This window comes from Cupriavidus sp. 05T313, from assembly GCF_056396665.1.
Window position 1 is genome coordinate 1 of sequence record NZ_JBFTLX010000070.1, and the last position, 20,834, is coordinate 20,834.

The window sequence follows — 20,834 nt, forward strand, 5'->3', positions numbered from 1 at the left end:
CTGGGCCGCCGCGTGCGCCGGCTGCCACGGCCCCGCGGGCCGCGCGCCCGCGGGGAGCCCGGTGCCGGGCCTCGCCGGCCGCGACAAGTCCGAGCTRGTCCGGCAGATGCAGGACTTCAGGCAAGGCAAGCGCGAAGCCACGGTGATGCAGCAGATCGCCAAGGGCTACAGCGACCAGCAGATCGAAGCCATCGCGGGCTGGTTCGCCGCCGTGCGCTAAGCGCGCCGGCTTGCAACCCGGCAAGGAGACCCTCAGATGCAAAGACGTGAATTCCTCGGCGCGCTCGCCGGCACTGCCGCGCTCGGCGCATTCGGCGCGCAAGCGGCCAGCGCTACCGGCAAGGCAAAGGTGGTGGTGGTGGGCGGCGGCTATGGCGGCGCCACCGCAGCGCGTTACCTGCGCGAATGGAGCGGCCAAGGTATTGAGGTCACGCTGGTCGAGCCCAACGCCAGCCTGGTCTCCTGCCCGCTGTCCAACCTCGTGCTCGCCGGCAGCAAGCGCATCGGTGACATCACCCTCTCCTACGAAGCGCTGGCGAAGCGCCACGGCGTGAACGTGGTGCGCGACCATGTCAACGCGATCGACCCGGCGCGCAGGGTGGTGCGCCTCGCCGGCGGCGGCACGCTGCCCTACGACCGGCTGGTGCTGTCGCCCGGCGTGGATGTGCTCTCTGGCGAGATTCCGGGCCTCGCCCAGCCAGGCGGCGAGCAGATTCTCCACGCCTGGAAGGCCGGCCCGCAAACGGTGGATTTGCGCCGCCAGCTGGAAGCGATGCCCGATGGCGGCACCTTCGCCATCACCATTCCGCTCGCGCCCTACCGCTGCCCGCCCGGGCCCTACGAACGCGCCTGCCTGGTCGCGGACTATTTCAGCCAGGCCAAGCCGCGCAGCAAGGTGCTGATCCTCGACGCCAATCCCGACGTCACCTCCAAGGGCGCGCTGTTCAAGCAGGTCTGGGCCACGCGCTACAAAGGCATGATCGAGTACCGGCCGCAGTACAACACCATCGACGTGGACCCCGCCACCCGCACGCTCAAGTTCGAGGTGCAGGACGACGAGCGCGCCGATGTGCTCAATGTGCTGCCGCCGCAGCGCGCCGGCGCCATCGCCGTGGCAAGCGGGCTGGCTACCGCCAACGGCCGCTGGTGCGAGGTCGACTTCCTTACCTTCGAATCGATCGCCGTGCCCGACATTCACATGCTCGGCGACGCCATCCAGATCGCGCCGCTGATGCCCAAGTCGGGCCATATGGCCAACCAGCACGGCAAGGTGGCGGCGGCGGCCATCGTGTCGCTGCTCGCCGGCCAGGCGCCGAACTCCGAGCCGCTTTACAACAACACTTGCTACAGCTTCACGTCCGCGCGCGAAGCGATCCACATCGCCAGCGTGCATCGCTATGATGCAGCGCAGAAGACCATGGTCACGGTGCCGGGCGCGGGCGGCTTGTCGGCTGCGCCGAACGCGCTGGAAGGCACCTATGCGCAGGCATGGGCGGATGCCATCTGGACCGACATGCTCGGTTGAACGCCCGGCAGGACAACCACGGCGCGCACCGGTGACGGTGCGCGTTGCATATGTCTCCGAGATCGCAGTCAGCCCCGCATCCGGAAACGCGGCGCAAAGGGGTAAACACTATATGCGCAATCACGCATATACGAATATATTGGACGGCATGGACGAGATGGATCGCGTGTTCGAGAAAGTGTCGGGGTATTTCAGTCTGCTGGCGGAACCCACCAGGCTGAAGATCCTGCACGCCCTGTGCGATGGCGAGAAGCCGGTTGGCACCGTGGTGGAAACGGTGGGCTCTTCGCAGACCAATGTCTCGCGGCATCTCACCGCGATGTACCGCGCGGGCGTGCTGTCGCGCCGCAAGGAAGCCAACCTCGTGTTCTACGCCATCGAGGACGAGAGCGTGATTGAGCTGTGCCGCACGGTCTGCGTGCAGGTGGCCAGCCGGCTGGAAGACAGCGCCTTGCCCGCGGGCATGGTCGACCGCTTCATGCCGCAGGCCGCACCGGCGCCGCGCCGCCGTAGCCGCTGAGGCCAGGCGCGTACCGGGGCGCAGGGCAACCGCATTCACGTTCGCACGCAGGTTGTACGGCGGCAGCCCGCATCCGCGGGCGCCGGCCGATAACAGGTTGGCCGACGGCGCTTGCGCGCCGGACGAGCGGACCGGAGGAGACCGCAGTGCCGGAACAGATCCGCCCCGGGCGCATCGTGCGTGCGCCGGAGCATTTCATCAGCGCATCGTTGCAGCAGGACATCGCGCAACATGGCCTGGGCACGCCGGACAGCCCGCGCCGCGACTTCCTGCGCAAGAGCTTCCTGGGCGCCGCGGCCGCGCTGGCCGCCGGTGCCGGCGGCAGGACGCGCGCAGCGCAAAGCGCCGGCGACGACGCCATCCTCACGCCGCAACCCTGGGCCACCACGCTGGGCCAGCCGGTTGCCGCGCACCCCTACGGCCAGCCCTCCGCCTACGAGAAAAACCTGGTGCGGCGCGAGTCGCCGGGGCTGACCCGTGTGTCCGCCGCTTCTGTTTCCTTCGCGCCGCTGCAAGGCTTCTTCGGCATCATCACGCCCAACGGGCTGCATTTCGAGCGTCATCACCAGGGCTGGCAGGACATCGATCCGGCCCGCCACCGCCTGATGTTCAATGGCCTGGTGAAAGCGCCGCGCGTCTACACCATGGACGATCTGATGCGCCTGCCGGCGGTGTCGCGCATGCACTTCATCGAGTGCGGCGCCAACACCGGCATGGAGTGGGGCAACGTGGCGGTGCCCACGGTGCAATACACCCACGGCATGCTGTCCTGCTGCGAATTCACCGGCGTGCCGCTCAAGGTCCTGCTCGACGATGCCGGTGCCGACTTCAAGCGCGGGCGCTACCTGCTTGCCGAAGGCGGCGACGGATCGGGCATGACGCGCACCATCCCGATGGCGCTGGCCGACGAGATCATCGTCGCATGGGGCATGAACGGCGAGATGCTGCGTCCCGAGAACGGCTATCCGCTGCGGCTGGTGGTACCCGGCGTGCAGGGCGTGTCGTGGGTCAAGTGGCTGCGCCGGCTGGAGCTGGGCGACCAGCCGTGGAACACCAAGGACGAGACCGTGCACTACGTCGACATGATGCCCGACGGCATGCTGCGCCAGTACACCTCGATCCAGGAATGCAAATCCGTCATCACCACGCCTTCGGGCGGTCAGCAGATGGTGGGCCCCGGCTTCTACAACATCAGCGGCCTGGCGTGGTCCGGGCGCGGGCGGGTGAAGCGAGTGGATGTTTCCGTCGACGGCGGCCGCAACTGGCGCACCGCGCGGCTGGAAACGCCGGTGCTGTCCAAATGCCTGACGCGCTTCAACCTGGACTGGGCGTGGGACGGCGCCCCCGCCATCCTGCAAAGCCGCGCCATCGACGAGACCGGCTATGTGCAGCCCCGCATGGCGCAGCTGCGCGCGGTGCGCGGCACGCGCTCGATCTATCACAACAACGCCATCCAGAGCTGGCAGGTGGCCGGCAGCGGCGAGGTCTCCAATGTCCACGTTGATTAAGGCCGCCCGCGCCGCGCTGTTTGCCGCCGCCGTGGCGCTGGGCGGGCAGGCGTCGATCGCCGCGACGCCGGCGGAAGCCGCGCGCGCCGCGCTGGGCCGCGCCGCGACGCCGGCCGAGGTCGGGGCATGGGACATCGATGTGCGTCCCGATTTCCAGGGCCTGCCCAAGGGCAGCGGCACGGTGTCGCAGGGACAGAAAATCTGGGATGGCAAATGCGCCTCCTGCCATGGCGATTTCGGTGAATCCAACGAGGTCTTCTCGCCCATCGTCGGCGGCACCACCACCGAGGACATCAAGCGCGGACGGGTGGCTTCGCTGACCGGCAACCAGCCGTATCGCACCACGCTGATGAAAGTCAGCACCGTCAGCACGCTGTGGGACTACATCCACCGCGCGATGCCCTGGAACGCACCGCGCAGCCTGTCCGCCGACGAGGTCTACGCGGTCACCGCCTACCTGCTCAACCTGGGCGATATCGTGCCGGCGGATTTCACGCTGTCGGAGCGCAACATCGCCGTGGTGCAGCAGACCATGCCGAACCGCAACGGCATGACCCTGCAACATGGCTTGTGGCCCGGGCGCGGCCAGCCGGATACGCGTAATACGGCGTGCATGAAGGATTGCGCGGGAACGGTGGAGGTGGCGTCGGCGATGCCGGCCTACGCGCGCGATGCCCACGGCGATCTGGCCGCGCAGCAGCGCACGGTGGGACCCACGCGCGGCGTGGCKATCGGAACCGCCGCGAGCGCGCCCGCGGCGGCCGCGCCGGACGAGAAGGCCGGCGCGAAACTGGCCAGCCAGTACCAGTGCATGGCCTGCCACGCCACGGACCGCAAGCTGGTTGGCCCGAGCTTTACCGAGATCGCGCGCAAGTACAACGGACAGGAAGTGCGGGACACGCTGGCTCACAAGATCAGGGCGGGCGGACAGGGCGCCTGGGGCAGCATGCCGATGCCGCCCCAGGCGCAGATTCCCGATTCCGACCTGCGCACCGTGGTGGGGTGGATTCTTGAGGCAAAATAGCGGACTGGCCGCCACCATGCCCCGTGGCGCGGCCAGCGCGCCGCCGCGCCGGCCAGCCATCCGGCATGGCGGGCAGCGAGTGGCCTATCGCCGTCCCCACGGCTCTTCAAAGTTCGGAGCAATATCCATGAAGCAGTTTGTCATCGCAACGCTGATGCTGGCTTGCGCCGCCTCGGCCAACGCTGCAGTCGATGCCGCCAAGGCCCAGGAAATCGCCAACAAGAACGCCTGCATGGGCTGCCACCAGGTCGACAAGAAGCTGGTCGGCCCCGCCTACAAGGATGTGGCGGCCAAGTACAAGGGCGACAAGAACGCCCTGGCAACGCTGACCAAGAAGGTCAAGAGCGGCGGCGCAGGCGTCTGGGGCCCGGTGCCGATGCCCGCCAATGCTGGCTTGAGCGATGCCGACCTGAAGACGGTCGTGGAGTGGGTGCTGGCAGGCGCCCCGGCCAAGTAAGGCGCCCAGGGCATGCCCTGCCCGGACCGGGTTACGGCTTCGGGACCCAGGGGGCGCCGGTGGCGCCCCTCGCTGTAGGGCGGCAATGCACCGCCCGCTGCCGTGCCGGAAGGCGCGGCAGGCCAATAAACCAGGCCGGTACGGAAAACGCAGGAGAAGAGGAAACAATGCATTCAAAACGACGAGACGTATTGCGGGTCACTTCCGTGCTCGCGCTGATGGCCGCCACCGGCCTGATCAGCAAAGCGCAGGCGGCGGAGTGGAACAAGACCGCCTTCGATGGCAAGAGCGTGGCGGACGTCATCAAGGCGCTCGGCGGCAGCGGCACCGAGAAAAGCACCGCCATTGTCTTTACCGCCCCCGACATCGCCGAAAACGGCGCCGTGGTGCCGGTCGCGGTGACCAGCAATATTCCTGGCACCGAGCAGATCGCGATCCTGGTGGAAAAGAATCCCAATACGCTGGCAGCGGATTTCACCATCCCCGCCGGCACCGAGCCCTTCGTCTCCACGCGAGTCAAGATGGGCCAGACCTCGATGGTGTACGCCGCCGTCAAGGCCGGCGGCAAATGGTATGTGGCGTCCAAGGAAATCAAGGTGACGCTGGGCGGTTGCGGCGGCTGAGGCCACGCTCCCATCCCCCCACGCGGATTTCCCGCCCCACCACTACCTGAAAGAGGAAAGAACATGGCAGACCCGATGCGCGTACGTGCCGCCGAGAATGGCGGCGTGGTCGACGTCAAGATCCTGATGAAACACGACATGGAAACCGGCCAGCGCAAGGATGCGGGCGGCAAGACCATTCCGGCCTGGCATATCCAGAGCGTGACGGCGCAGTGCAAGGGCAAGGACGTATTCCAGGCCCAGTTCGGCCCGGCCGTGTCCAAGGATCCCTTCCTGAACTTCAAGTTCAAGGGCGGCGCCAAGGGCGACAAGGTCACGGTGACCTGGATCGACAACCGCGGCGACAAGCGGACCGACGAAGCCACCATTTCCTGATCGGAGCAGGTACGGGCCTGGCCGAGCGGGCGGCCGCATCCTCTGCTATGGTTCAGGTCGAATGTCGGACCCGGGCTGGCGCATGTTGCGCGCAGGGGAGCGACCGGAAGGATAGGAATCATGCGGCGAGCATTCATTCGAGCAACGGCGGCCCTGGCCGCGATCGGCTTGTCGGCCAAGGCGGCGGCGCAAGCGGCACCGGCGGCCGCCGGCAAGGGCGGGCGCGTCAAAGTGGTCTACCAGTTGTCCGAAGGCACGGACCAGGCGGTGCGCGCCATGGCCAACCTGCGCAACCACCTGAACGCAGCGCCAGACACCAGGATTGTGGTGGTGGCCTTCGGCTATGGCGTGGATTTCATCGTGGAAGGCGCGCGTGACGCACGCGGCAATACGTTCGAGGCGGCGGTCGGCGCGCTGGCCAGTTCCGGCGTCGAGTTCCGCGTCTGCCGCAACACGCTGACGGCGCGCAAGATCCCCGAGTCCAGCCTGCTGATGGAAGCCAAGGTCGTACAGGCGGGCGTGGTCGAAGTGGCCAGGCTGCAGTTTGATGAAGGCTATGCCTATATCAAGCCGTAAGTAGCATCCGCGCGGGAGCCGGCGCAAACCGGGTGCCGCGCTACGGGAAGACAAGCAATAAGACCGGCCCGCACGGCCTGGCGCCACATGGCGGCAGGCTTCCGAGGCCCCGAGGAGAAGCCCCATGAAATCGATCAGACGCCGCCACACGGGCGCCGCGCTGGCGCTGGCCGGCACTGTGGCGCTGGCCGCCGCCGCCGTGCACGCCCAGGGCAGCACCGCCGAGGAAATCGCCAAATACCGGCAAATGCTCGCCGAGGGCAATCCCGCCGAGCTGTGGGAAGCCGCCGGCGAAGAACTCTGGAAAAAACCCGGCGGCCCCAAGAACGCCTCGCTCGAACAATGCGACCTGGGCAAGGGCCCCGGCGTGACCAAGGGCGCTTACGCCGAACTGCCGCGCTACTTCAAGGACACCAACCGCGTGATGGACCTGGAGCAACGCCTGGCCTATTGCCGCGTGACGCTGCAGGGCCTGACCCAGGAAGAAGCGCTGAAGAACCCCTTCGCCTCCACCGGCAAGCCGTCCGACATCGAGCGCCTGGTGGCCTTCCTGACCGGCGAGTCGCGCGGCGTGAAGATGAACGTGCAACTGGCCCATCCCGAAGAGAAGCGCGTATATGCCCTGGGCCAGAAGATGTTCTTCTACCGCGGCGGCGCCTACGACTTCGCCTGCGCCACCTGCCACGCCGTCGATGGCCAGCGCATCCGCCTGCAAGAGCTGCCCAACCTGCTGACCCGGCAAGGCGCCCAGGCTGCCTACACCACGTGGCCGGCCTACCGCGTCTCGCAGGGCGAGGTGCGTTCGATGCAGCACCGCCTCTACGATTGCCTGCGCCAGCAGCGCTTTCCCGAGCCCGCCTATGGTTCCGACGTGATCACGGCGCTGAGCCTGTTCCTCGCCAGGAATGCCAACGGCGGCACGTATGACGGTCCGGCCATGAAGCGCTGAGCAAGGGAGAGCACAGATGAAACAAGCGCGTAGATACACACAAGGCAAGCTCGCCGCGGTCACGTTTGCCCTGCTGGCCTGCGTGGGCATGGCTCACGCGGAGGACAGCGCCAAGCCGGCCAGGGCCGCGAAGCCTGCCAAGGCCGCCGCCGTCAGCGGCGCCGACATGAAGACGCTGATCGAAAGCTCCTTCACGTCCAAGGGTCCCGCCACGGTCGAAGGCGTGCTCGATCGCGACGCCATGCAGAAGGCGTGCAGCGACTACCCGGACCGCTCCAAGGTGCCGGCGGCGGTGGCCAGGAAAATCGAAGCCGCCGAGTTCAAGCAGATCAAGTACCCTGCCGACAAGCAGTGGCTGGGCGACTGGAAGGAAGGCGAGAAGACCGCCCAGAACGGCCGCGGCATGCAGTTCTCCGACGCCGTCGGCGGCGTCAACGGCGCGAACTGCTACGCCTGCCACCAGATGACCAAGGCCGAGATCTCCTTCGGCAATATCGGTCCGTCGCTGTACCAGTACGGCAAGCTGCGCGGCGATTCGGAAGCGGTGCTCAAGTACACCTGGGGCAAGATCTGGGATTCCAGCGCCTTTGCGGCCTGCTCCAACATGCCGCGCTTCGGCCACAAGGGCATCCTCACCGAGCAGCAGATCCGCGACGTGATGGCGTTGCTGCTGGACCCGGCCTCGCCGGTCAACCAGTAAGGCACCGCGATGGCGACCGGCGGTATGGCCATCAACTTCCGACGGACGCTGCTGCTCGCGGTGCTCGCCTGGAGCGGTGCGGCCGCGGCACTGGAGGTGGGCGACACCGTGCGCCTGCCTGCGGTGCAACTGCTCGACGGCCGCACCATGACTGCCGCCCAACTGGCCGGCAAACCACTGGTGCTGGAGATCTGGGCATCGTGGTGCCCCTTCTGCGCGCTGCAGAACCCGCGCCTGCAGAAGCTCTACGACAGTACCGGCGGCGCGCGCGGCGGACTGGGGGTGCTGGCGGTAACCATCGACCGTGATCCGACGGAAGCCGCCGCCTACATGGCGAAGCGCGGCTACACCTTCCCCGCCACCATGGACACGCCCGCGCTGCGCGCCGCGCTCGGCAAGCGCAAGGGCCTGCCCGAGCTGTACGTGATCGACGCCGATGGCAAGGTCGTGCAGAAGGAGGTCGGCGAGATGCTGGAAGAAGAAGTCGCGGCACTGGCGAAGTACGCCAGGCCAACGCCGAAGTAGCCGCATTCGGCCACGAGACGCCGGGTCACCGCTGCCCGATACCGGCGCATGCAATCCACTGGAAGAGACGATGAACCGACGCGAGTTCCTGCAGGTGCTGGCCATTGCCGGCGCCGGCGGCATGACCTTTCCCGCCACCGATGCACAGGCCGCGCAGGCCGCCGGCAAGCTCTATGACGTGCCGCGCTTCGGCAATGTGCACCTGCTGCATTTCACCGATTGCCATGCGCAGCTGCGGCCGCTGTATTTCCGCGAGCCCAACGTCAACCTCGGCGTGGGCGACTACGCGGGCAAGCCGCCGCACCTCGTCGGCCAGGCCTTCCTGCGCCACTACGGCATCGCGCCCGGCAGCGCGCAGGCGCATGCCTTCACCTATCTCGATTTCACTGAAGCCGCGCGCCGCTACGGCAAGGTGGGCGGCTTCGCCCACCTCGCCACGCTCATCAAGCAACTCAAGGCCGGCCGGCCCGGCGCGCTGCTGCTCGACGGCGGCGATACCTGGCAGGGCTCGGCCACCGCGCTGTGGACGCGCGGGCAGGACATGGTCGACGCCGCGCTCGCCCTCGGCGTGGACGTGATGACCCCGCACTGGGAGATGACGCTCGGCGCAGAACGCGTCACCGAGATCGTCGAGCGAGACTTCAAGGGCAAGGTCGCCTTCCTCGCGCAGAACATCAAGACCAACGACTTCGGCGATCCCGTCTTCGACCCCTACGTGATCCGCGAGATGAACGGCGTGCCGGTCGCCATCATCGGCCAGGCCTTTCCCTACACGCCGATTGCCAACCCGCGCTACTTCACGCCCGACTGGACCTTCGGCATCCAGGAAGAAAACCTGCAGCAAGTCATCGACCAGGCGCGCGGCAAGGGCGCGCAGGTCGTCGTGCTGCTGTCGCACAACGGCATGGACGTGGACCTCAAGCTTGCCTCGCGCGTGCGCGGCCTCGACGCCATCCTCGGCGGCCACACCCACGACGGCATGCCCGCGCCGGTGGCGGTCAAGAACGCCGGTGGCACCACGCTCGTCACCAACGCCGGCTCCAACGGCAAGTTTCTGGGCGTGCTCGACTTCGACGTCAAGGGCGGCAAGATCGGCGGCTTCCGCTACCGCCTGTTACCCGTCTTCGCCAACTACCTCGCCGCCGATCCGGCCATGGACGCGCTGATCGCCAAGGTACGCGCGCCGTACGAAAAGCAGCTCGGCGAAGTGCTCGCCCGCAACAGCGGCCTGCTGTACCGCCGCGGCAATTTCAACGGCACCTTCGACCAGCTGATCCTCGACGGCCTGATGGACGTGCAGGGCGCCGAGATCGCGTTCTCACCCGGGTTCCGCTGGGGAACCACGCTGTTGCCGGGCCAGGCCATCACCATGGAACACCTGATGGACCAGACCGCCATCACGTACCCGCACACCACCGTCACGACGATGAGCGGGGAGACCATCAAGACCATCCTCGAAGACGTGGCGGACAACCTGTTCAACCCGGACCCCTACTACCAGCAGGGTGGCGACATGGTGCGCGTGGGCGGGCTGCAATACGCGATTGACCCCACCGCCGCGATGGGCCGGCGCATCACCGACATGCGGCTCAAGGGCCGGCCCATCGACGCCGGCAAGACCTACAAGGTAGCCGGTTGGGCGCCCGTGTCGGAAGACGCCCGCCAGAGCGGCAGCCCCCCGATCTGGGACCTGATGGCGCAGTGGCTGCGCACCTCCGGCGAGGTCACGGCACGCCCGCTGAACGTGCCGACCGTGCGCGGAATGACCGGTAACGCAGGCATGGCGGCGTGATTGATATGCTGGCGAAAACTGGGCTACAATCAGCCGTCACGGGCCGATAGCTCAGCTGGGAGAGCGCTGCGTTCGCAATGCAGAGGTCGGGAGTTCGATCCTCCTTCGGTCCACCATACGAATACTCATGAAATCAAGGGCTTGGCAATGCGCCAAGCCCTTTTTTCTTTCTGGTTTCCTCAGATTTCTGTTCGGCTAGTCTCCACGCACCGGCTAGGTGTCCCGATCGTCCGCCAGGCTGGCGGAACCGCGCCGCTTCAGCGCCCCGATGAACGTGGCCCAGGCGAAGGGACGTGGATCGGCCAGCATGCTCATGGCGCGTGCGTAGTCGAGGGTCAGGCCCGGCGTCCACGCCATCGTTGCGGCGCGCTTGCGTAGGTGCGCCGCCACCCACAGTTCAGGAGTCAGTACCAGGCGGAACAACGGCCACCACCCGTCCAGCCGCGCCCATACGCGCGCGCCGGCGCCTTCCAGCGCGGCATCGAGCGCCCGTGCCACAGTACTTGAACAGTTGCGGTGGGTCAGGTTGTACGTGGTGTCATGCTGATAGGCATCCCAGAATGCGCGCAGGCGCTGCGCGTCGTAGTTGCGGATGCGCACCTGCACCGTCGACGGGCACCACGCTTTCGATTCGGTGGGGTAGTCGGGTTGGAACGTGCCGGGTACGTCGTTCTCGCGCGTGGCGCGCAGCAGTCGGGTGAAATCGTCGGGCGCGCGGTCGATCTCGACCGCCGGATACAGGCTGATGTAGATGCCTTCTGGCGATTCCAGCGCSGCRTGGCCKGTSGAAATSACGCCRTYGCGGTCCACSGCGGCGATRTAGCGGTCGATGATCGGCTGGCGGCGCGCTTCGGTCTTTGCGGATCCGACCGGCGTCCACACGTGCACGGTCAGCGCGTGTTCGTCGGCGGCGGGCGGGCCGCTCCATGTCGTGAGTCGCTGGTCCGCATCATCGGCCGGGCCGGCTTCCGGTGTGTCACGCAGTCCCGGATTTCCGGCCAGCCTGCGCACGCGCGATGCGAGCAGCAGCATGTTCCAGCCACCGAAGATCAGCCCAAGGCCCACGCAGTAAGGCACGGTGCCCGCGTAGTGCGTAGGGTAGGGCTGGATAAAGAAGATTGCCACCGCAATCTCGACGATACCGCCGGCCATCGCCAGCCGCCACGTACGAAAGCGCACCACGCGTGCCGATGCCACCTGCAGCAGCCCGTCGGCCAGAAACAGCAGACCGAACAGCAGCGACAGAATCATGTGGCCATGGTGATGGCCGGCCAGCACCAGGATCGCCGCCACGCTGAACGCCATGCCCTTGACATAGCGCAGCGTGCGCTGACCGCCCATTCCGGTCCACGCCACCGCCATCGTGGCTAGCCCTTCGAGCAGCAGCAGCCATGCAAACGGTTCGATCGGGAAATCGAGACGGTCATCGAGTGCGTCGATAAACAGCACCACCCCGGTGATCAGGCTGATGCCACCGGCCCAGGCCAGTGCGCGCCATCGCGTACGCAAGTAATCCACGCCAAGGATTAGCATCAGCAGGCGAACCATCGGCAATCTCCGGATCGTGTCAAAGGAATGCTCGCCGGATTTTACCGTTGGATCGCCGGTCCTTGGGCTCAGGCAGCCACATTCCGATTGTCGACAATCGCCCTATAGCGTGGTGCTGGGGTGTTGCGCGACAGCTGCTCCCCCATCGCACCGCACGCGGCCTCATAGGCGTGCCAGTGTTCGATCATGCAACGACGGGATCGTGATCAGTGCGCCCTGATGGAACCCACATGCGGATATCGCTGCGGTCACACTTGAATCTCAGGCAATCTGACCGTGCGGGCGACAGTGGAACGGTTGGATGCTGCTGGCGTTCGCGTCCATTGCTTGGCGCTCGGGGGTGTGGACCTGACCAGTCCTGCAGGGAAGATGACGATGGGCGTGATCAACGCCGTGGCCGAATTCGAGCGTGACCTTGTCATTGAGCGGACACAGGCGGGCTTGCGTCGGGCAAGGGCAGAAGGCAAGACGTTCGGCAGACCATCAGCCTGTTGCTAACACTACCCTGCGCGCTCTGCCGACAACAAACCAGGCAACGCAGACGCCCCAGCGTTTGGAAGATATCGTGCGCATCGCGTGCCGTTCGAGCGGGCGCTTCTGAAGCGCCGGCAACCTGAAATCCTCGAACGGATCTCTACGGCCCGGAGCAATGCGGCCGCACCAAGTGCGCCAGGTTCGGAGCCAGGATGCTGCCGGTGGCCCCGAGGGGGCCCACGCACTCCCCTCACTGCCCCTGCGGCCTTCTGGTCTTCTGCGAGACCGGGATCACCGATGGTCCCGCAGCTACAGGTGCCGGCGCGGATGGCGCCGGAGAGGCCCGGAGTTGGCTGGCAACGGTACTCGGTACACGCAAGGTCGCGATACCTTCGGATTCGTGCAGTGCCTGGCCGTTGTCATAGCCGGTGGAGACGGCTTCAAGGTAGCCTGGCATAAACGTTTGCTCGGGCGTGACCACTGACTTGACCGGCGCGGCGGGCTGCGCGTATGCCACGCAGTTGACACATAGCGCGAGCACGCGAATCAGCAAGACGGCTTGCCGCAGCTTGCGCACGGCGCCCCGCACCGGCGAGTTGGTCCGGCTCTCTCGTGGTTCATAGCAATGGATCTTCATGACGGTTCTCCGAAGGAGCGGATGCTCCGGGTGGGAAGACGAGCTTCGGCGCCGCGCTCGAAGCTGTTAACCGCATGGACCGTGCCATCCCCTGAATGGCGGAAATAGCGTATACACCGCCACGTTCTCGCTCAGGGTGTTGGGTGAATGCAGACAGGTGCGCCTGCCAACGTGGGGCCTTGCGCAACATGTGCTGCGCAAGGCGTGGGCGAATCCCCCGGCCTGTGGATAACTGCGCGAAACCCTGGGGATAAGCAGGCAGGAAAGCTGTGCCCCGGCTGGGGGCGGGTTGTGGGGCGTATACGTACAACTTTGAGGCGGTTTTTGCGCGCCACGTATACGTCACCGAGATATCCCGTGAACTCAGGCTAATACCTGGCACTTATCTTGTTCGCAAGTCCTTGAACAGAAAGGGGAAAACAAGCTTATCCACGGAAAATCGGGTCGTTTACCTACTACTACTATATTGGTATACGTAAACAATATAGAAAGACAGAAGGCAACCGTTGCGGGATACGTATACGCGGTCCGCCTTTGATTCGCTGCGTCGCAGCGTATACCTTCCGCATATCGCACCGCCAACGTTAACCCGTCTCCTCAGCGCGGCACCTTGAATGTCTTTCTCGCCAGCAGAGCTTCCTCGCGAGTCGAGCAGCCTTCCATATGGTCGTTAACCAGGCCCATGGCCTGCATCAACGCATACATCGTGGTGGGACCGACAAAGCGCCACCCGCGCTTCTTAAGGTCCTTGGACAGTGCCGTCGATTCGGGCGAGATAGCCATGGTGCGCAGCACTTCCGGCGTCAGCAGCGCTGGCCGGCTGGCGGGATCCGGCTCGAAGCGCCAGAAGTAGGCGGCCAGCGACGGCTCCGTCTCCAGCAGTTCGCGGGCGCGTTGCGCGTTGTTGATGGCCGCCTCGATCTTGCCCCGGTGCCGCACGATGCCGGCGTCGCCCAACAGCCGCTGGATATCGCGCTCGCCGAAACGCGCCACCTTGTCGATCTCGAAGTTGGCGAAGGCGCGGCGGAATGCCTCGCGCTTGCGCAGGATGGTCAGCCAGCTCAGCCCCGCCTGGAAGCCTTCCAGGCATAGCTTCTCGAACAGGCGGCGGTCGTCGTCGACCGGAAAGCCCCACTCGCTGTCGTGGTAGTGGCAATAGTCCTCAAGGGTGCCGCACCAGCCGCAGCGCACGCGCTCCGCCTGTACGGCTTTCCCGGCCACCTTTTTCGCTGCCTTTCTTGCCACGCTGTTGTCTGCTGCCATGGGTGCGTTCTCCTTCGATCCGCCATCTTAAAGCGACTCGCGCGGCATGTCCTGCCCGCACGGACGCACGATGCGTTTGCTACGATGCCGGCCGTGAAGAACGATTTTCTTGAGGACTGACATGGACAAACGACTGGCGACCATCGAAGAAGACGGCTGGCAGCTCGACGACGGTGAAGTCATCGGCGAGGCGCACCCGGAGACATTCTGGGTGCCGCCGCTGGAAGACCGGCAGGCGCTGCAGCCCGGCCAGCTGGTGAAGCTGATCTTTCGCATCGTTACCACCGACGAGCAGGACCGCGACGAGCAGCACGTGGAGCGCATGTGGGTGGTTGTCACCGGGCGCGAGGGGGATCTCTACAGCGGGGAACTCGACAACCAGCCCTACTGCACGGAGGAGATGGAACCCGGCATGCCGCTGTGGTTCGAGCCGCGGCACGTGATCAACATCCATAGCGACGAAGAATGACCGCGGGGCCGGCCGGCATGGCTGGCATCGCCTGACGATGTCGCCCTCGCGCTACACTGGGCGCGCATGATTCAGGCGGTTCCCCGTGCCGGCAAACGCTGTATCGGTGCCACTGGCCGCCGATCTCCCCAACCTTCCTAGGCGAAATCTCATCTGATGCGTTGGATATTCGCGGTGATTGGCTTGCTGCTCGGCGCCGCGGCGGCCGGGTTTGGCGGTGCCCTGACGGGCGCGATACTGGGCTTCGGCTTTGGCTGGATGGTCAGCGACCGGCCTGCGCGGCCACGGCCCGATGGGGAGGCACAGGGCGCGCCGGAGGCGCCTTCGCTCGCGGCTCGCGTGGCGCGCCTCGAGCAGGAACTGGCCACGCTCAAGCGCGAGATGGCGCAGTTGCGCGGCGAGACCTCGGCGATGCCCCAGCAGGCTGACGCAGTGGAAGGTACGCCAGCGGCGCACGGATTCCCGGCATTCGAACCGGCATCGGCGGAAGGCCCGGTGGCGGCCGCAACGGCGATGCCCGAGCCGTCGTTCGCTCCGGCGGCCAGCCTTCCGCCAACTTTCCCTTCTGTGCCGGCCCCGGTTCGTGCTCCCACGGCATCCGCACCGATCTCCGTCGCCGCCGCGGACCTGCCCGCGCCACACGTGGAACCCTCGCTCTCGTCCGCATTCGCCCCGCAGGAGCCCGATTTCATCGAACGCGCGGTGTCCGCCGCGCGCGGCTGGCTGCTGGGCGGCAACAGCGTGGTACGGGTCGGCATCCTGATCCTCTTCTTCGGCGTGGCCTTCCTGCTCAAGTTTGCCTCCGACAATGCCATGCTKCCGGTCGAATTCCGGCTGGCGGGCGTGGCTGYCGGCGCGGTCGCGCTGCTGGCGGCGGGCTGGCGGCTGCGCGAGCGGCGCGCTGCCTATGCCCTGGTGTTGCAGGGCGGCGGCGTGGGCGTGCTGTATCTGACCGTGTTCGCCGCCACCAAGCTCTACGGCCTGTTGCCGGCCGCGGCGGCCTTCCCGCTGATGGTGGCCATCTGCGCGCTCGCCGGCGGCCTGGCGGTGCTGCAGAACGCTCCGGTGCTGGCATTCACCGGCAGCGCGGGTGGCTTCCTCGCTCCGGTACTGATTTCCACTGGCGGTGGCAGCCATGTGATGCTGTTCAGCTACTACGCGCTGCTCAATGCCGGCATCTTTGCCATTGCCTGGTTCCGGGCCTGGCGCCCGCTCAACCTGCTGGGCTTTGCGTTTACCTTCGGCATCGGCACGGCGTGGGGCGCGCTCAACTACCGGCCTGAACTGCTGGCTACCACCGAGCCGTTCCTGCTCCTGTTTTTCCTGATGTACACGGGCATCGCGCTGCTCTACGCGTTGCGCCGGCAGGTCAGCCTCAAGGACTACGTCGACGGCACGCTGGTGTTCGGCACGCCGCTGCTGGCGATGGGCCTGCAAGCCGCGCTGGTGCGTCATATTCCTTTTGCCATGGCATGGAGCGCGGTCGCGCTCGCAGCGTTTTATCTCGGCCTGGCCGCGTGGTTGTCGGCGCGCCGCGATCGCCTGGGCATGTTGTTCGAAGCCATGCTGGCACTGGGCGCGATCTTTGCCACGCTGGCCGTGCCGCTGGCCTTCGACGGGCGCACCACCAGTGCCGTGTGGGCGGTGGAGGGCGCCGCCGTGGTGTGGGTGGGCGTGCGCCAGCAGCGCCGCCTGGCGCTGGCGTCGGGGCTGCTGCTGCAACTGGCGGCCGGCGTGGCTTTCGCGGCGGGCAGCCTGTTCGCGTCCACGCCACTGGCGTGGCCAGTGCTGAACGGCCGCTACGTGGGCACGCTGCTGCTGGCGGTGTCCGGTGTTTTCAGCGGCTGGCGCCTGCACGGGCGAGAGGCGCGCGCCTGGTTCGCGCCATCCGTGCCGCTGGGCCTTGCCGCCGCGGCGTGGGGCCTGTTGTGGTGGCTGGGTGGCGGCGTGGTCGAGATCCATCACTGGTACGACGTGCTCGACTGGGCCGTGCGCGCGCTGCTCGCCACGCTGGCGCTGTTCGCGGTGTTGAGCGCGTGGCTGGCGCACCTGGCGCGGCGCGTGCTGGCATGGCCGCTGGCCGGCAAGCCTGCGCTGGCCATGACGCCGGTGCTGGCTATCCTGGGCGCGCTCAGTTGCGCGATCTGGTCGGCGTCGCCCCTGCACGGCATCGGCGCGCTGGCCTGGCTGCTGGTCTTTGGCGCGGCCTTGCTGTTGCTGTGGCGGCAGCAGGGCGATGAACGCGATGCCGCGCTGGCGCCCATGCATGCGCTGCTGTTCTGGACGCTGTGCGTGCTGCTTTCCACCGAAGCCTACTGGCGGCTGCGCGCCTACGTGCCGGAGGGCGCGTGGAGCTGGAGCGCCTGGGCCTATGGCTATGGCGGGCTGCTGGCGCTGCTCTCGGCCTGGGGCTGGCGCCTGCGCTGGCCGGTGGCGCGCTTCGCGCGGGCCTACCTGCTGTGGGGCGCGCTGCCGCTGGCGGCGCTGCTGTGGCTGTGGAGCCTCGCCAGCGTGGCCAGCGATGGCGACGCCGCGCCGTTGTTCTACCTGCCGCTGCTCAACCCGCTCGACGTCGCCCAGTTGCTGGCCATGCTGGCGGTGGGGCTGTGGCAACACCGGCTTGCCGCGCTGGGCCTGGCAACGCGGCCGCGCGCGCTCGAGTATGCCGCGTCCGCCACCGTGTTCCTGTGGTGCAACGCGATGCTGCTGCGCACGCTCCATCACTGGACCGGCGTGCCGTACACGCTGCAGGACCTGGGCGGCTCGACGCTGGTGCAGGCTTCGCTGTCGGTGTTCTGGACCGTGCTGGCGCTGATTGCCATGGTGGTGGCTACCCGGCGCGGCACGCGCGCGCTGTGGTTTATCGGCGGCGCGCTGCTGGGCCTGACCGTGGTCAAGCTGTTCCTGTTCGACCTGTCCTTCGTCAAGGGTATCGAGCGGATCATCTCGTTTATCGGCGTGGGCGTGCTGCTGTTGCTGATCGGTTACTTCTCGCCCTTGCCGCCGAAGGCCAAGGAGGTTATTTGATGCCGGTTTTCCCAAAGGCTGGCGCGCGCGACCTGGCGGCTCTACCGCTTCTGCTGGGGGCGCTGCTGCTGTCACCACTGGCCCGGGCCGAGCGCTTCACGCTGGCCACCGAGGGCGTGGCGGCCTACTACGCCGTGACCCTGGACGCCGATGTCTACGCCCATAGCGCGCGGCCGGGGCTGGCCGACCTGCGGGTGCGCAACGGCGCCGGCGAATTGCTGCCTTATGCGCTGGACTTGCCGCCCGAGCCGGCGGCCGAGGCGCGTACGCTGAGTGACGTGCCCTGGTTCGCGCTGCCGGCGCTGGCGCAGCGCCAGGCCGCGCCCATGGGCGTGGTGATCGGCACCGACGGCGCGCTGCGGGCGGCCAGTCCGCAACCGGCCGCCGCCAGCGCAGGGGCATGGCTGCTGGACCTGAGCAAGCTGCGCGAGGATGCCGCCGCGGTGGTGATCGGGCTGCCGGACGGCGAATACCAGGGCGCGGTGGACGTCGCCAGCAGCGACGACCTGCAGCACTGGCACGCCGTGGGCAGCGCGCAATTGCTGCGGGTCAGCCGCGCGGGCAGCGTGCTCAGCCAGGACCGGGTCGCGCTGGGGCGCTTGCGGGCGCGCTACCTGCGCTTGCAGTGGCAGGGCGTGCCGCCGGCGCCGGCGCGCGTGCAGGTGGAGATCGTGGCGGCGGGCACGCCGCCGCCGCTGGCGCTGCAATGGCGCGAGGACATCGCCGCCACGCAGGCCCAGGCTGGCGGCGACTACGTGTTCGACACCGGCGGGCGCTTCCCCGCCGAGCGGGTGCGCATTCGCCTGCCGCAGCCCAATACGGTGGTGCGGGCGACGCTGTGGTCGCGCCCTGACCCGGAGTCGGCCTGGCGCATGGTGAGCAGCGGGCAGCTCTACCGGCTCGCCGGTGCGGGCGGTGGGGAGCAGGAGAGCGCGCCGCTGGCGATCGAGCGCAATGCCGATCGTCTGTGGCGCCTGAGCGTGGATGCGCGCGCCGGCGGCCTTGGCAGCGGCATGCCGCTGCTGGCGCTGGGATGGCGTCCCGCCGTGGTGACGTTTGTCGCGCGTGGCGCGGCGCCGTTTTCGCTGGCGGTGGGCGAACCCGCGGCGCAGCCGCGGGAACCCGGGCCGGTCGCGCGTGCCGAGTTGCTGGCCGGTCCGGCACCGGTCATCGCCAAGGCGCGGATTGCCGGCATGAACGCGTCGCCGCGGTCCGCCGCGGCGCCCGCCGACGCCCAGCGCAACCGGCGCCTTGTCTTGTGGGGCGCGCTACTGCTGGCCGTGGGCGTATTGGGCGCAATGGCCTGGCGCTTGTTGCGAACGCTGGGCGAGCCGGCCGCGCCGCCGCCGGAGCGAGATCCGCCGGCGTCCTGAACGCCCGTGCACGCACAAAGAAAAAGGCCAACCGGGTGGTTGGCCTTCTTCATTTCGTCGTCGCCGGCCGGAGCAAATCCGCCGGCGGGACCGGTTACTGCAAGGGCTTGCCGGTACGGTCGTGCATGAACAGCAGCGCGACAAAGCTCACCACGGCAGCGGCGATCACGTAGTACGCGGGCGCCAGCTTGCTGCCGGTCGATGCGATCAGCCAGGTCACGATCAGCGGGGCAAAGCCGCCGAAGATGGTCACGGCGAAGTTGTAGGCGAGCGACAGGCCGGTCGAGCGGACCTCGGTCGGGAACTGCTCTGCCAGCACCGCCGGCGCCGGGCCGGTGAAGGCCGCCAGCAGGATGCCGAGGATCACCTGGACCATCAGCAGGGTCTGGGTGGTCGGCGAGACGTTGAGCCAGTGGAACAGCGGATAGGCCAGCACGCCGATGACCAGTGCCACGGTACCCAGCATGCGCTTGCGGCCCAGGCGGTCGGACAGCATGCCCATCAGCGGGCACAGCACCAGGATGATGGCGCCGCACAGGGCGGTCGACTGGAAGGTCGCGCCCAGCGGAAGGCCGAGCTGCTGCTTGGCGTAGGACGGCATGTAGAACACCAGCACATAGGTGCACACCGTCCACAGGATGGTCACGCCCAGGCCGGCCAGCACTTCGCGCGGATGGTCGCGCAGCACCTGCGTCAGCGGGGAGAACTTGATGTTGCTGGCCTTGCGCTCCGCGCGGCGCGCCTCGAAGGCGGGCGGCTCTTCCAGGTGCGAGCGGATATACATGCCGACCGGGCCGATCAGCAGGCCGAACAGGAACGGGATGCGCCAGCCCCAGGCATCGATCTGCTCCGGCTCCAGGCCATTGATCACCAGCGCGCCCATGGCCGCGCCCAGCATGAAGGAAATGCCCTGGCTGGCCTGCTGCCAGCTGGCGTAGACGCCGCGCTCCTCGTCGGGCGCGTGCTCGATCAGGAAGGCGGTGGCGCCGCCAACCTCGCCGCCGGCCGAGAAGCCCTGGATCAGGCGGGCCAGCACGATCAGCGCGGGCGCCCACAGGCCGATCGACGAATAGGTGGGCGCCAGGCCGATGATGGCCGTACCGAACGCCATCATCAGGATGGTCAGGGTCAGTGCCGCCTTGCGGCCCACGCGGTCGGCATAGACGCCTAGCACGATGGCGCCGACCGGGCGCATGAAGAAGCCCACGCCGAAGGTGGCGACGGTCAGCAAGAAGGAAGTGAGGTCATTGCCGGTGGGGAAGAACAACTTGGCAATGATCAGCGCGAAAAAGCTGTAGACGGTGAAGTCGAACCATTCGAGGCCATTGCCGATGGTGGCGGCAAGAATCGCCTTTCGTCGCTGGGATCTGGATATTTCGTGAACTTGAGGTGTTGCGGCGGTGGCTTGCATGATCCGTTTGATGCAATGAGAAATCGGCGGAGGGCTTGGCCCGGGACGGCGCGTGTGC

Annotated in this window: 20 protein-coding genes, 1 tRNA gene and 1 pseudogene; 18 read left to right on the top strand and 4 right to left on the bottom strand. The window is 67.3% G+C overall.

The genetic code is table 11. The annotated features are described in order from the left end of the window. The 14 genes from AC1DKD_RS17090 to AC1DKD_RS17155 form a co-directional block, all read left to right on the top strand. Nucleotides 1-220: c-type cytochrome (locus AC1DKD_RS17090; protein ID WP_477143500.1), on the top strand; the 220-nt coding region annotated here is incomplete at its 5' end. Nucleotides 221-256: 36 nt separating this feature from the next. Next, a complete protein-coding gene (locus AC1DKD_RS17095; protein ID WP_441637626.1) occupies nucleotides 257-1,525 on the top strand; it encodes an FCSD flavin-binding domain-containing protein in 1,269 nt (422 codons plus the stop codon). Between the two features lie 112 nt (nucleotides 1,526-1,637). Then, a complete protein-coding gene (locus AC1DKD_RS17100) occupies nucleotides 1,638-2,045 on the top strand; it encodes an ArsR/SmtB family transcription factor (RefSeq protein WP_035873232.1) in 408 nt (135 codons plus the stop codon). A gap of 146 nt (nucleotides 2,046-2,191) precedes the next feature. Beyond that, nucleotides 2,192-3,553 (top strand): sulfite dehydrogenase, encoded by a 1,362-nt coding sequence (soxC, locus tag AC1DKD_RS17105; RefSeq protein WP_441637628.1) that lies wholly within the window; start codon nucleotides 2,192-2,194, stop codon nucleotides 3,551-3,553. Continuing rightward, nucleotides 3,537-4,577 (top strand): c-type cytochrome, encoded by a 1,041-nt coding sequence (locus tag AC1DKD_RS17110; protein ID WP_477102472.1) that lies wholly within the window; start codon nucleotides 3,537-3,539, stop codon nucleotides 4,575-4,577. The genes soxC and AC1DKD_RS17110 overlap by 17 nt, the downstream gene beginning before the upstream one ends. A gap of 127 nt (nucleotides 4,578-4,704) precedes the next feature. After that, the gene (locus tag AC1DKD_RS17115; RefSeq protein WP_035873236.1) at nucleotides 4,705-5,034 is read left to right on the top strand and encodes a c-type cytochrome; all 330 of its coding nucleotides are present in this window, start codon (nucleotides 4,705-4,707) and stop codon (nucleotides 5,032-5,034) included. Between the two features lie 167 nt (nucleotides 5,035-5,201). Then, a complete protein-coding gene (gene soxY, locus AC1DKD_RS17120) occupies nucleotides 5,202-5,657 on the top strand; it encodes a thiosulfate oxidation carrier protein SoxY (protein WP_035873240.1) in 456 nt (151 codons plus the stop codon). 63 nt (nucleotides 5,658-5,720) lie between these two features. Further along, complete coding sequence (gene soxZ, locus AC1DKD_RS17125) at nucleotides 5,721-6,032, top strand: thiosulfate oxidation carrier complex protein SoxZ (protein ID WP_441632921.1); 312 nt, start codon at nucleotides 5,721-5,723, stop codon at nucleotides 6,030-6,032. 120 nt (nucleotides 6,033-6,152) lie between these two features. Further along, on the top strand, nucleotides 6,153-6,608 hold the full coding sequence (locus AC1DKD_RS17130) for a DsrE family protein (RefSeq protein ID WP_441632923.1): 456 nt from the start codon (nucleotides 6,153-6,155) through the stop codon (nucleotides 6,606-6,608). Nucleotides 6,609-6,732: 124 nt separating this feature from the next. Next, a complete protein-coding gene (gene soxA / locus AC1DKD_RS17135; RefSeq protein ID WP_441632925.1) occupies nucleotides 6,733-7,557 on the top strand; it encodes a sulfur oxidation c-type cytochrome SoxA in 825 nt (274 codons plus the stop codon). Nucleotides 7,558-7,573: 16 nt separating this feature from the next. After that, entirely contained in the window at nucleotides 7,574-8,257 is a 684-nt protein-coding gene (gene soxX / locus AC1DKD_RS17140) for a sulfur oxidation c-type cytochrome SoxX (RefSeq protein WP_441632927.1), read from the top strand. A gap of 24 nt (nucleotides 8,258-8,281) precedes the next feature. Continuing rightward, entirely contained in the window at nucleotides 8,282-8,782 is a 501-nt protein-coding gene (locus AC1DKD_RS17145; RefSeq protein ID WP_441632929.1) for a TlpA family protein disulfide reductase, read from the top strand. A gap of 70 nt (nucleotides 8,783-8,852) precedes the next feature. After that, nucleotides 8,853-10,574, top strand: coding sequence for a thiosulfohydrolase SoxB (gene soxB / locus AC1DKD_RS17150; protein ID WP_441632931.1), 1,722 nt, complete (start codon nucleotides 8,853-8,855; stop codon nucleotides 10,572-10,574). A 40-nt stretch (nucleotides 10,575-10,614) separates the two neighbouring features. Continuing rightward, nucleotides 10,615-10,690, top strand: a tRNA-Ala gene (locus AC1DKD_RS17155). A gap of 97 nt (nucleotides 10,691-10,787) precedes the next feature. On the opposite strand, the gene AC1DKD_RS17160 is transcribed toward AC1DKD_RS17155, so the two are convergent. Continuing rightward, nucleotides 10,788-12,122 carry an HdeD family acid-resistance protein gene (locus AC1DKD_RS17160; RefSeq protein WP_477143501.1) on the bottom strand — a complete coding sequence of 445 codons (1,335 nt, stop codon included), beginning with the start codon at nucleotides 12,120-12,122 and terminating at the stop codon, nucleotides 10,788-10,790. 270 nt (nucleotides 12,123-12,392) lie between these two features. Here AC1DKD_RS17160 and AC1DKD_RS17165 point away from each other — a divergent pair. Next, nucleotides 12,393-12,611, top strand: a pseudogene (locus AC1DKD_RS17165) (recombinase family protein); the annotation flags it as partial. Nucleotides 12,612-12,846: 235 nt separating this feature from the next. Here AC1DKD_RS17165 and AC1DKD_RS17170 read toward each other — a convergent pair. Together AC1DKD_RS17170 and AC1DKD_RS17175 are read right to left on the bottom strand one after the other, a co-directional pair. Next, the gene (locus AC1DKD_RS17170; RefSeq protein WP_441632935.1) at nucleotides 12,847-13,233 is read right to left on the bottom strand and encodes a hypothetical protein; all 387 of its coding nucleotides are present in this window, start codon (nucleotides 13,231-13,233) and stop codon (nucleotides 12,847-12,849) included. 597 nt (nucleotides 13,234-13,830) lie between these two features. Further along, nucleotides 13,831-14,496, bottom strand: coding sequence for a DNA-3-methyladenine glycosylase I (locus AC1DKD_RS17175; protein WP_441632937.1), 666 nt, complete (start codon nucleotides 14,494-14,496; stop codon nucleotides 13,831-13,833). A gap of 121 nt (nucleotides 14,497-14,617) precedes the next feature. Between AC1DKD_RS17175 and AC1DKD_RS17180 the strand changes: the two genes are divergently transcribed. The 3 genes from AC1DKD_RS17180 (at nucleotide 14,618) to AC1DKD_RS17190 (ending at nucleotide 19,365) form a co-directional block, all read left to right on the top strand. After that, nucleotides 14,618-14,965, top strand: coding sequence for a DUF2314 domain-containing protein (locus AC1DKD_RS17180; protein WP_441632939.1), 348 nt, complete (start codon nucleotides 14,618-14,620; stop codon nucleotides 14,963-14,965). 156 nt (nucleotides 14,966-15,121) lie between these two features. Further along, the gene (locus AC1DKD_RS17185) at nucleotides 15,122-17,992 is read left to right on the top strand and encodes a DUF2339 domain-containing protein (protein WP_477143502.1); all 2,871 of its coding nucleotides are present in this window, start codon (nucleotides 15,122-15,124) and stop codon (nucleotides 17,990-17,992) included. Next, nucleotides 17,992-19,365, top strand: coding sequence for a DUF3999 domain-containing protein (locus AC1DKD_RS17190; RefSeq protein ID WP_441632943.1), 1,374 nt, complete (start codon nucleotides 17,992-17,994; stop codon nucleotides 19,363-19,365). Before AC1DKD_RS17185 ends, AC1DKD_RS17190 begins: the two co-directional genes overlap by 1 nt. A gap of 94 nt (nucleotides 19,366-19,459) precedes the next feature. Here AC1DKD_RS17190 and AC1DKD_RS17195 read toward each other — a convergent pair whose 3' ends face one another. Further along, the gene (locus AC1DKD_RS17195; protein WP_441632945.1) at nucleotides 19,460-20,776 is read right to left on the bottom strand and encodes an MFS transporter; all 1,317 of its coding nucleotides are present in this window, start codon (nucleotides 20,774-20,776) and stop codon (nucleotides 19,460-19,462) included. Nucleotides 20,777-20,834: the final 58 nt, after the last annotated feature.

What these genes read in the sequence shown, in the direction of transcription:
- AC1DKD_RS17095 (WP_441637626.1), top strand. Translation starts at nt 257, where the DNA reads ATGCAAAGACGTGAATTCCTCGGCGCGCTCGCCGGCACTGCCGCGCTC.
- AC1DKD_RS17100 (WP_035873232.1), top strand. Translation starts at nt 1,638, where the DNA reads ATGCGCAATCACGCATATACGAATATATTGGACGGCATGGACGAGATG.
- AC1DKD_RS17115 (WP_035873236.1), top strand. Translation starts at nt 4,705, where the DNA reads ATGAAGCAGTTTGTCATCGCAACGCTGATGCTGGCTTGCGCCGCCTCG.
- soxY (WP_035873240.1), top strand. Translation starts at nt 5,202, where the DNA reads ATGCATTCAAAACGACGAGACGTATTGCGGGTCACTTCCGTGCTCGCG.
- soxZ (WP_441632921.1), top strand. Translation starts at nt 5,721, where the DNA reads ATGGCAGACCCGATGCGCGTACGTGCCGCCGAGAATGGCGGCGTGGTC.
- AC1DKD_RS17130 (WP_441632923.1), top strand. Translation starts at nt 6,153, where the DNA reads ATGCGGCGAGCATTCATTCGAGCAACGGCGGCCCTGGCCGCGATCGGC.
- soxA (WP_441632925.1), top strand. Translation starts at nt 6,733, where the DNA reads ATGAAATCGATCAGACGCCGCCACACGGGCGCCGCGCTGGCGCTGGCC.
- soxX (WP_441632927.1), top strand. Translation starts at nt 7,574, where the DNA reads ATGAAACAAGCGCGTAGATACACACAAGGCAAGCTCGCCGCGGTCACG.
- AC1DKD_RS17145 (WP_441632929.1), top strand. Translation starts at nt 8,282, where the DNA reads ATGGCCATCAACTTCCGACGGACGCTGCTGCTCGCGGTGCTCGCCTGG.
- soxB (WP_441632931.1), top strand. Translation starts at nt 8,853, where the DNA reads ATGAACCGACGCGAGTTCCTGCAGGTGCTGGCCATTGCCGGCGCCGGC.
- AC1DKD_RS17170 (WP_441632935.1), bottom strand. Translation starts at nt 13,233, where the DNA reads ATGAAGATCCATTGCTATGAACCACGAGAGAGCCGGACCAACTCGCCG.
- AC1DKD_RS17175 (WP_441632937.1), bottom strand. Translation starts at nt 14,496, where the DNA reads ATGGCAGCAGACAACAGCGTGGCAAGAAAGGCAGCGAAAAAGGTGGCC.
- AC1DKD_RS17180 (WP_441632939.1), top strand. Translation starts at nt 14,618, where the DNA reads ATGGACAAACGACTGGCGACCATCGAAGAAGACGGCTGGCAGCTCGAC.
- AC1DKD_RS17190 (WP_441632943.1), top strand. Translation starts at nt 17,992, where the DNA reads ATGCCGGTTTTCCCAAAGGCTGGCGCGCGCGACCTGGCGGCTCTACCG.
- AC1DKD_RS17195 (WP_441632945.1), bottom strand. Translation starts at nt 20,776, where the DNA reads ATGCAAGCCACCGCCGCAACACCTCAAGTTCACGAAATATCCAGATCC.